Origin of the sequence: Gemmobacter megaterium (assembly GCF_900156815.1) — a bacterium.
GTDB lineage: Bacteria > Pseudomonadota > Alphaproteobacteria > Rhodobacterales > Rhodobacteraceae > Wagnerdoeblera > Wagnerdoeblera megaterium.
On record NZ_FTOT01000024.1, the window covers coordinates 1 to 9,723 of the forward strand.

7 protein-coding genes and 1 riboswitch are annotated in these 9,723 nt (G+C 64.1%); all 7 genes read right to left on the minus strand.

The features are described from left to right. Nucleotides 1-151 precede the first annotated feature (151 nt). A riboswitch (FMN riboswitch) is annotated at nt 152-300 on the minus strand. Between the two features lie 116 nt (nt 301-416). The 7 genes from BW970_RS19825 to BW970_RS19855 are packed head-to-tail and all read right to left on the minus strand — an operon-like array spanning nt 417 to nt 9,104. After that, nucleotides 417-1,331: an FAD:protein FMN transferase gene (locus BW970_RS19825; RefSeq protein WP_083701405.1), complete on the minus strand. Its 915-nt coding sequence runs from the start codon at nt 1,329-1,331 to the stop codon at nt 417-419. 10 nt (nt 1,332-1,341) lie between these two features. After that, complete coding sequence (locus tag BW970_RS19830) at nt 1,342-1,923, minus strand: nitrous oxide reductase accessory protein NosL (protein WP_076534640.1); 582 nt, start codon at nt 1,921-1,923, stop codon at nt 1,342-1,344. Further along, nucleotides 1,920-2,735, minus strand: a complete 816-nt coding sequence (locus tag BW970_RS19835) for an ABC transporter permease (protein ID WP_076534642.1) — start codon at nt 2,733-2,735, stop codon at nt 1,920-1,922. Before BW970_RS19835 ends, BW970_RS19830 begins: the two co-directional genes overlap by 4 nt. Continuing rightward, nucleotides 2,732-3,631, minus strand: a complete 900-nt coding sequence (locus tag BW970_RS19840; RefSeq protein WP_076534644.1) for an ABC transporter ATP-binding protein — start codon at nt 3,629-3,631, stop codon at nt 2,732-2,734. The genes BW970_RS19835 and BW970_RS19840 overlap by 4 nt, the downstream gene beginning before the upstream one ends. Further along, nucleotides 3,597-4,925: a nitrous oxide reductase family maturation protein NosD gene (locus BW970_RS19845; protein WP_076534646.1), complete on the minus strand. Its 1,329-nt coding sequence runs from the start codon at nt 4,923-4,925 to the stop codon at nt 3,597-3,599. The genes BW970_RS19840 and BW970_RS19845 overlap by 35 nt, the downstream gene beginning before the upstream one ends. A 4-nt stretch (nt 4,926-4,929) precedes the next feature. Beyond that, nucleotides 4,930-6,873 carry a TAT-dependent nitrous-oxide reductase gene (nosZ, locus tag BW970_RS19850; protein ID WP_076534648.1) on the minus strand — a complete coding sequence of 648 codons (1,944 nt, stop codon included), beginning with the start codon at nt 6,871-6,873 and terminating at the stop codon, nt 4,930-4,932. 17 nt (nt 6,874-6,890) lie between these two features. Next, entirely contained in the window at nt 6,891-9,104 is a 2,214-nt protein-coding gene (locus BW970_RS19855; protein ID WP_076534650.1) for a NosR/NirI family protein, read from the minus strand. Nucleotides 9,105-9,723 lie beyond the last annotated feature (619 nt).

Genomic DNA, 9,723 nt, shown 5'->3' on the forward strand with positions numbered 1-9,723 from the left:
GATAGCGGGCAGGATCAGGTCTCGTCATCTCAGACCATTAACCCCATGGATTCCCCGTGTGAATCCTGCTCCCTGGGGACTTCTGCAACAAAGCCGGTCGCATGACATCGCCCGCACTCCCGCCAGGACAGGCGGGTGACGCGGGGACGTGATGCGTTCTCTCTCATCCGGACTATACCGTCGGCCCCGGAATCGCACCGGATCTGCTGACCCCGCCGCAATCGGACGGGCGCTCGCGGGCTTATGCGTGGTCTCGCATTTACCGCCGGTGGGGAATTGCACCCCGCCCTGAGAACGTCTGCCCGGCAGGGATTGCCGGACCCTTTGAGCCTACGCCAGAGGCGCGGGCAATTTCAACATATCCGCCTGCGACCTCTTGGCGCGGGGGCGCATGTGGCAGAGAAAACTCTGCAAGATCAGCTCCATAATGCTGCCTCTGCCCGGCAATCCGGGAAGGCCGCCAGCATAGTCGCCAGATCGCCTTCATCTTCGGTCAGGCAGGCCGCAGTCGCCAGCGCATCCGCAAGCGCGGCGGTCGGGGCCGAGATGGATATGCTTGCCAGTGTCGATGCCGAAGGCGCTCCGGTCCCTGGATCAAGGATGTGACCATCCCGGCCCGCCGCGTCGAATGTGGTGCCAAGCGGGGCTGATGTCGCCAGCGCGCGGGCGGTCAGCGGGATCGTGGCATCACGGCCAGGCGCCCGGATCGGCCAGGCGTTGCCATCGGGGCGCGGGCCCAATGCGCGGTGTTCTCCGGTGTCGATCAGGATATTGGTCAGCCCTTCGGCCTCCAGCAGCGCGGCCACCCGGTCGGCGACATAGCCCTGACCAATGCCGTTCAGCGTGATGGCCATGCCGGGTGCGAGGCTGATCTGTTCAGATGTGATCTCCACCCGTTCCATGCCTGCCCGCGCCAGGGCGTGCCGGCGTTCGAGAAGCGTCGGGCGGCGGCCTCCGGTCGCGGCCTCGGCCCAGAGCGCCCATAAGGGTTGCAGCGTCACGTCAAATCGCCCGCCGCTGGCCCGGTGAACTGCCTGCGCCTGAGCGAGGCAGTCGAGGAGTTCAAAGGGTGGCGCATCAAGCCTCCCCTCGCGGTTCAGCCGCGAGAGGGCGCTTTCCGTGCGGTAGAGGCTGAGGATGTTTTCCAGCCGGTCGATCTCGGTCAGGCAGCGGGCGGTGATCGCCACGGCCTCGGGGTGGTCAATGAGGATCGAGGCGCGGGCACCTAGCGCCTGGCCGGTCCAGTGCAGTTCAGGCCGCGCGGCGAGGGCGGCGGGCAGGCTGGCGGCGACAGCGGAAATCGCGATGAAACGGCGGCGGGTCAGGGACATGGCTATGCCTTCAATGTTCGTGGATGGCGCGCAGGCGGTCGGTGAAATCATCGTCACCGTCCTCGGCTGTGTTCAGGTCGGGGGCCATTTCGACCGGGGCCAGTACCGCGTCATCGGGGATCTCGGTGAGGGTCAGCACAGCGCCGCCCTCGGTTTTGGCAAAGGCTTCGGCGACCTCGCGGCTGGCAAAGGGCACGGTCTCGGGCGCGCCCATGCCGCCCTCGCGCGCGGATCCCAGCACATAAAACGCGGCCTCTGCGGCGATCCAGTTGCCCTTGCCCGGAACCTCCCAGGTCGCGCCGGCCGCGCCCATATCGTTGACGTAGATCGCCAGCGTCGGGAGGCTTTGCTCGGGCATCCGCAGGTAAGCGATCGCGTCGCGCACCTGGCTGAAGTAAAGCGGCTTGCCGGGCTGGCCCTCAAGATGGATCTGCGCCTTGGGGCCGGGATGTTCCAGCAGGTTCATCTGGCAGAAATGACCAAGCGTTTCGGCGGTCATATCGACCGGCGTCAGATCCTGCGCGACCTCTTCCTTGCAGGCGCTGAGCGCGAGGGAGGCGGCCAGCAGCAATGCGGGGGCAAGGCGGATCATGGCGTGACCTTTCTGAAGGCGGCTACGGCAAGGAGAAGGGCCGCGAAGGGCCAGAGCGCCAGTGACAGCACCGATTGCAAGAGCGGGATCGATGCGGCAGCGCCCCCCATGCCGCCTGCTGCCCCCACCGAATTGGCGGCGGCCAGGTTGAAGAGGCGGAAGGCATCGGCGGGGTTGGCTAGCAAAAGCGCCGGCAGGGCCTCGGTGGCGAAGGCAGTCCCGGAAACCACCAGCGCCAGCAGCCCAAGGTCATAAAGCACCACCAGCGCCAGCCACAGCCCGATGGCAAGGCCCGCAGCCCCGGACGGACGGCGCGACAGCGACGAGAGCAGATAGCCCAGCCCGAGGAAGGTCGCGCCCAGCAGAACCGAGGTCCAGATCAGCCGGATCAGCGCGGGCAGGCCGCGTGTCGCCTCGGGATCGGTCGCGAACGCCGCCAGTGCCGCCGCACCATAGCCGAGCGTAACGGCGATCCCGAGGATCACCACATGCGCCAGCAGCTTGCCCGCAAGGACACGGGCGCGCGACACGGGATAGGTCAGCAGCAACGGCAAGGTGCCGCGCTCGACCTCTCCCGCAACGGCGTCGAAGCTCATCAAAAGTGCCAGCAGCGGCACCAGATAGACCGCGAGCGAGGTCAGCGAGACCACGGTGACCGACAGCCGGTCAACGCCGACATCTCCCGTGGGCGCGGCCCCGGCGGCGGCAAGAACCAGCGCAAAGAGCACCATCAGCCCGGTCGCAATCGCCACCCAGCGGTTGCGCAAAGCGATACGGAATTCGATCCCTGCGGTAGAGAGGATGCGCCTCATTGCCCGGTTCTCCGGCTGAAATGGGAATAGATGTCTTCGAGGCTGGGCGGCGTCACGTCCAGATCGGTGATCCGGGGGCCAAAGCCGGTGACGCGGGTGAGGAGCGCGAGTTTCTCATCCTGGCGGCAACTGATCTGGATCTGGCCGGAGGGGAGGAGCTGCGCCCCGGTCAGGGATTCTATCAGGCTCTCCGCATAGCCCTCTGCCGGGGTCAGCGTGAAACTGACCGGCAGCTCCGCCTCGCGGCGCAGACCTGTGAGGGTGCCTGCGGCCTCGATCCTGCCTTTCGCGAGGATCAGGATCTGATCGGTGCGGGCCTCGACCTCGGTCAGCACATGCGAGGACAAGAGGATCGACGCGCCCTCGGCGGCCAGCCCGTCAAGGAGCGCATAGAAATCGCGGCGCGAGACCGGATCGAGGCCCGAAGTCGGCTCGTCCAGCACCAGCAGGCGCGGGTGGCCGATCAGGGTCTGCGCGAGGCCGACGCGCTGGCGCATCCCCTTGGAATAGGTGCCGATCCGGCGCTTCGCGGCATCACGCAACCCGACGCGGGCCAGAAGGTCCAGCGCCTGGCCCGGGGCCTCGCCTCGCAGTCGCAGGTAATGGCGCAGCTGTTCCTCGCCGGTCAACGCAGGGTGGAAGGCGGCGTTTTCCGGCAGATAGGCCACCTGGGCGCGCGCCTGCGCCGATCCGGGGGCCGAGCCGCAGACCGAGATCTCGCCTTCGCTGGCCGGGATCAGCCCGAGGATGATCTTCATCATCGTCGATTTGCCCGCGCCATTATGGCCAAGCAGCGCCACGCGCTGGCCGGGGGCGACCGTCAGCGAGACATCCGTGAGCGCCGCGACCGGGCCGAAGCGTTTAGTGAGATGTGAGATCGTCAGGGTCGATGTCATCGTAGTTTCCAGTGGTCCAGCGGGCAGCGACGGCGGATTCCATCGCTTCAACGGCGGGGGGGACGGGGATGGCCAGCGGCTGCATCAGGGGATGGCTGTCGGTCACGCCGCCTGGCATCGTGGCGGGAAAGCTCGACTGGCTCCAGCGGATCAGCTGCACGGCGGGCGATCCGGTCAGAAGGGCTGCCGAGGGCGTGGACCAGAGGATATGGTCCATCAGATCATTCGGGCGGTAGCTGCCATCGGCGATGCCATCCCCGTTCAGATCATAGGCGGGATGGTCGGACCAGAAATTGCCGCGGCCCTCATGGCTCCATTCCATGAAACGGGTGCCGACATATTTCACCTGGTTCTGATTGCCGATGAGAGCATTGCCGGTCAGCACGTTACGCTCTGACCCGGCGGTGAAATGGATGCCGATGCCGCAGCCCTGAAAGCGGTTCGACCAGATCAGGTTCTTATGGGCGTTATAGATGAAGAGGCATTTCTTGGTGCCGCCCCGGATCAGATTGCCGGTCACATCGGCATTATTGGCATAGTTCAGCATCAGCCCGTGTTCGCGGTCGCCAAGGCTGAGATTGTTCAGGATTTTCGCGCGATCCGAGAACATGATCGCAAAGCCGAGATGGTTGCCGATCGAGATATTGCCGGAAACTTCGGTCCTTTGCGTATACATGAAATGCACCGCGAACCGCAGGTCGCGCATGATGTTGCCCCGGTAGATGCTCGACGCGCTGGCATTCGAGAAGATACCATCGCGGCCATAGCGGATCTCGTTGCTATCAAGCAGCGTGCCGGGGCTGTTCCAGACATAGATGCCGTTGCCGCGCGCGTTCATATGCAGATTCTGCCGCCCGGTGATGCGGTTGCCGATCACCTGGGCATCGCGCCCGCCATGCACGTCGATGCCATGCATATTGTCGTAAAGCGTCAGCCCGAGGATCTGCACCCGGTCGGCGCCTTTCAGGATCTTGACCCCGGCATCGAGGTCTTCATTCACCGCCCCCGATCCGGTGACAGAGAACCCTTCAAGCACCACATCGGCGGCGGATATGGTGATGACGGTGCCCTGTCCCATGCCGTCGATCACCGCCGCCTCCGGCCCCTTTATCGTAAGCGCGCGGTCGATGGTGACGGGGCCCGGATAGGCCCCGTCAGAGAGGATCAGCACATCGCCGGGATCAGCCCCGGCGATGGCTTCGCTTAAGCGGCCCGCTCCGGGCACGACCTCACGCTCTGCCGCAAGCGCGGGCAGGGCGGTAAGGAGGGCAAGGCAGAGGGCCGCGAGACGCATCGGATCAGCCCTTCTTCGGCTCGACGAACATCCGGCCGCGCATCTCCATATGGAGCGCGTGGCAGAACCACTGGCAATAATACCAGTAGACGCCGGCATTGGCCGCGACGAAGGTCACGGAAGAGGTCTGTTGCGGCCCCACCTCCATCGCGACGCCATGGTTGCCCATGGTGAAGCCGTGGGTCAGGTCGTCGATCTCATCCATATTGGTGACGATGACGGTGACCTCATCGCCCTCCTGCACGGTGAATTCCGACAGTGAGAAAGAGGGCGCGACCGAAGACATATAGACCCGCACCTTATTGCCGTCGCGGATCACCGTTTCGCACCAGTCGTCGAGATTGATCCCGTCGGCCTCGGCCTGTTTGCGGGTCTCGGCCCACATCGGGTCCTGGCGTTCCCAGACCGATTTGATCCCCGACATGATCGAGGGATGAACCGCAATCGCGTCATGGGGTTCGGCGAAGGTCGGGCCGTCATGCACCAGCTTCATCTCATCGCCGGAGATGTCGATCAGCTGGTCATTCTCGGCCTTCAGCGGCCCCACATTCAGGAAGCGGTCTTTCGAGAATTTGCACAGGCACACCATCCAGTCATTGGTGGCATCGAGCGTCTCGCCCATCACCGTTTTCAGGTGGCCCGGCTGATAATGCACATCCAGCTTGTGTTTGATCGGATCGACCTTCTCGCCGGCATAGGCGCGGATGGCGTCCTCGATGTTCCACTTCACCACCTGGCTGTCGAGGAAGAGCGAGGTATAGGCATTGCCGCGCCCGTCAAAGGCGGTGTGCAGCGGGCCAAGACCCACCTCGGGTTCGGCCACAACGGCAGAGCGCAGATCGGCGCCCTCATAGAAGATCGCGTCGAATTTGGTGATATCCAGCACCGTGACCGTGGGCGACAGCTTGCCCGCGACACAGAGGTGCTTTTTATCCGGCGCCATATTGCAGCCATGCGGGTTATTGGCGATCGGGATATAGCGGGTGAATTGCGATTTGGCCTCTTTGCGGCCATCGACGACCTTCACGCCGTTGATTTCCTCATATTGACCGGCGGCGATGGCCTTCTCGATCTCTTCGATATTGAAGACGACGACATGGTCCATCTCGGATTCGGTCATCTCGGCGAGCGTCATGCCCATTTCCGAGTTATAGGAGGTCGAGAAGGCCCATTTGCCTGTGTAATCGGCATCGCAATTGTCGAGATTGCCCGAGACCTGGACCTGCCAGGCGACCTGCCAGGCATCGGCATCAACGGCGGTGAAGATGTTCACATAGGTCGACACATCGCGCATGGTCGAGCCGTCATTGATCAGCGGTGCCTCGTCTTCGCCATTGCAGAAGACATAGTTCGAGCGCGGCCATTTCTGCGGGCGCAGACCGTGGATCCCCTTGGCGTTCGGAATCTCCAGGATCGCATCGGTCTTCATCACGTCACAACGCACCCGCGCCACGCGGGTATTGGCCTTGTCGTTCATGAAGAGGAAACGGCCGTCATATTTCCCTTCGGTAAAGGACATATGGACGTGGTGAAGATCGCCATTGTCATGGATCTTCTTGCCGTTCGCCGCGAGGTGCTTTTTGGTCTTCTCGCTCATGGTGCGCTGGTGGATATGCAGCGATTCATTGGTCTGGCCCCAGCCGGTGGCCGAACAGCGGTTGAAGACCGGCACCCGCATCAGCTCGCGCATCGAGGGGATGCCGAGGATGCGCAATTCGCCCGCCTGGCCCGAGGACCAGAAGCCGTAGTAATCATCGAGCTGGCCCGGCGCGATGGAGCCATCGGCCCCTGCCGCCAGCGCCGCGCCCGAGGTCGCAGCCGTGACCGCGCCGATGCCGCCGATGCCAAGCGCCAGCCGTCCCGGCAGCGATCCTGCCAGTGCCACAGAGCCTGCGGTCGCGCCAAAGAGCGAGCGGCGGCTGAGGCCTTTTTGTTCGGTCTTATCCATGATCGGGTTCCTTTCGATCAGACTTCAGATGGGGTTGCGCGGGCCGCATTCGGGTGACCGGCAGGTGGCCTGCCGAGTTTCGCGCCCAGATCGGGCGGCGTGCTTTCCGCAAGTTTTTCCCGCCGTTTCAGCTTCTTGATCACGACAGGGCAGGTGGTTTCCGACTGGTAAAGGACCTGGCAATGAAGGCAGTTGATGCATTCATTCGGGTTGATCTCTCCGGTCGGGTGGATCGATTGCACCGGGCATTGCCTGGCGCAGGTCTGACAGGGGTTGCCGCATTCGTGGTAGCGTTTCAGCCAGTCGAACATCCTGAGCCGCGCCGGGATGGCCAGTGCCGCGCCCAGCGGGCAGAGATAGCGGCAGTAGAAGCGTTCCACGAACAGACCGGCGATCAGCAGGGCGGCGGCATAGGCCACGAAGGGCCAGGCGCGGATGAATTTCAGGATGATCGCGGTCTTGAATGGCTCTACCTCGGCCAGGTGTTCGGCCTGGTCGATACTCATCAGCGACACCCCGAACAGCCCGAGGAAGATCATGTATTTGATCGGCCAGAGGCGTTCATGCAGGCCCCAGGGCAGGGTCCATTGCGGGATGCGCAGCTTGCGCGCGATCTGGTTCGTCAGCTCCTGCAGCGCGCCAAAGGGGCAAAGCCAGCCGCAATAGGCGCCGCGCCCCCAGAACAAAAGCGCAGCGGCGACCGCAAACCACAGGATGAAGGTCAGCGGGCTGAGGAGAAACGCCTGCCAGCTGAAGCCGCTGACGAGGCTGCCAAACAGCGCCATCAGGTTCACGACAGACAGCTGCGCATTGGCATACCAGCCGAGGAAGACCAGCGTGACGGTGAGGAAGCCCATGCGGAAGATGTAGAAACGGCGCTCATTGCGGACGGCGAAGCTCTGGAAGAAGAAGACGCCGGTCAGCACCAGAAGCATCACGCCGAGGACGGTGATTTCCAGCTTTGATGACAGCCAGATGCGTTTCCACAGGTCTGACTGCGCCTGGGCCTCATCGCGGTCCGTGACCTGCGCGACTTCCGGCGGCGGCGCGGGGGGCGCAAGGCTGCGCAGATAGGCGGCGGGCAGCTGATAGCCCAGATCAAAGGTCTGGAACACCTTCTCCACCGGCCCGACCGCGCGCTGCACCAGCAGCTGGATGCGGAAGGGTTTCGTCGCATCAAAGCCCGAGTCGGCGGGGATGCGGAATAGGTCCATCTCGGCAAATTCCGGCGCGCCATCGGCGGTGATCGCATTGATCCGCTTATGGTCGCGGTCGCGGAAGCGCACGGAAATATCGTCCTGGATCAGCACGATACGGTCAAAGATGCCGCCGCGCACATAGCCCGAACCCTTGAAGCTGTAGATGCCGCGACCGACCACGGCGATGGCGTGATCGCCCTCTTTCAGCCAGTTTTTCAGATTGGTATCGGCGGCCCCGCCCAAAAGCGCCTCGCCAATGGCGGGCACGGAAACGAGCGCGGTCTGCATCTCGATAAAGGTGGTGGCGGGGGCCTCGGTCAGGGCGCGTTCAGCGGCGCGCGGATCGGGATTGGCCGCGAAAGCCGCATTGATCTGGCTGACATCGAGCGACAGGCGGCGCAGGGTGCCGTCTCCCTCCATCTCTGACCAACCGGAGGGAACCGGCGCATCGGGGTTGATCTCGAAGCGCGGGCCTTGCGCTGCGGCCTCGGGTGCCAGGCCGCCAAGGCCAAGCCCACGCGCCACTTTCAGCCCCGAGCGGATGATGGAATCGTCGATCACCATCACGGTGACGGTGGCGCCCGAGATGATCTCGACCTCATGGCCGGTGCCACCGGATTTCGCCTCGGCAACGAGATCGAGGCCCAGATAGCCATCGACCATCGCCTGGATCTTCGCCTCGGGAATGCCGATCAGCACGATCGGCTCGGAATGTTTCACCAGCTTCACACCGGCGATTTTGGCGTCCTTGTCCAGCGCGACCAGCGTGTGGATCGGCTTCCCCGAATAGCCGGTGGTGCCGACGAAATCCGAGGTGACAAAGGCCCAGGCCAGTGTCTCGCCGCCCTTCAGCACCGGGGCAACTGCGAGGTCCGCGCTGATCGGGCCGAAGGCATCGGCACCTGGCACCAGATCGGCGGCACTCTGATCGGGAAGCAGTTTTGAGAGCACGGTCTGCGCCGCCAGCGGGAGCGGCAGCAGCAAACAGGCGAGGAGCAGGATAAGGCTGAGGAACGGGCGGCGGGCGGTCATGCGCTGGCTCTTTGGGATTGGGACATTGGGGGGCCGCGGGCATGCGGGCTCTGATGATCCCGCAGGGTCGTGCCGGGGCGCTCTGTCAGACACGACGCGGCTGTGGGGGTAATCTCATGCGGCGCTGCGCCCCCTGCGGAGCTGGAAAGAACCGGCACGGGCAGGGCGCAAAGGCAGCAATCGCGGCAGTCCTGCGGGGCGGGATGTTCTTTGCCATCGGCATCAAGCCAGACGGTGGTGACCTGCGCATCATGGCAGATTTCGACCGCCATCAGGGGGCCGCTGAAGGGCATCGCGGCCCTCGCCTGGCCTGCCACCACGAGGCTCAGCGCCACGAGGATCGTGGCGGAAAGACGGAGCCAGAGAGGGGAGAGGCGGCAGGACATGGTGAAGGGGATAGGCCGAGGGGGAGGGGGATTCTTTGCGCCAGATCAAAGAGGTGATGCATTTCAGACCGGCGCACGCATTCCCGTGGTTCCGGCAAGGAACCCATCGGCGAAGACCGCGCCGGGCATCTGTCGGTGGGCTTTGTTGCAGAAGTCCCCAGGGAGCAGGATTCACACGGGGAATCCATGGGGTTAATGGTCTGAGATGACGAGACCTGATCCTGCCCGCTATC

Excerpts from the sequence above, each read along its gene's own strand:
- BW970_RS19830 (WP_076534640.1), bottom strand. The coding sequence starts at position 1,923 with ATGATCCGCCTTGCCCCCGCATTGCTGCTGGCCGCCTCCCTCGCGCTC.
- BW970_RS19825 (WP_083701405.1), bottom strand. The coding sequence starts at position 1,331 with ATGTCCCTGACCCGCCGCCGTTTCATCGCGATTTCCGCTGTCGCCGCC.
- BW970_RS19845 (WP_076534646.1), bottom strand. The coding sequence starts at position 4,925 with ATGCGTCTCGCGGCCCTCTGCCTTGCCCTCCTTACCGCCCTGCCCGCG.
- nosZ (WP_076534648.1), bottom strand. The coding sequence starts at position 6,873 with ATGGATAAGACCGAACAAAAAGGCCTCAGCCGCCGCTCGCTCTTTGGC.
- BW970_RS19855 (WP_076534650.1), bottom strand. The coding sequence starts at position 9,104 with ATGACCGCCCGCCGCCCGTTCCTCAGCCTTATCCTGCTCCTCGCCTGT.
- BW970_RS19840 (WP_076534644.1), bottom strand. The coding sequence starts at position 3,631 with ATGACATCGACCCTGACGATCTCACATCTCACTAAACGCTTCGGCCCG.
- BW970_RS19835 (WP_076534642.1), bottom strand. The coding sequence starts at position 2,735 with ATGAGGCGCATCCTCTCTACCGCAGGGATCGAATTCCGTATCGCTTTG.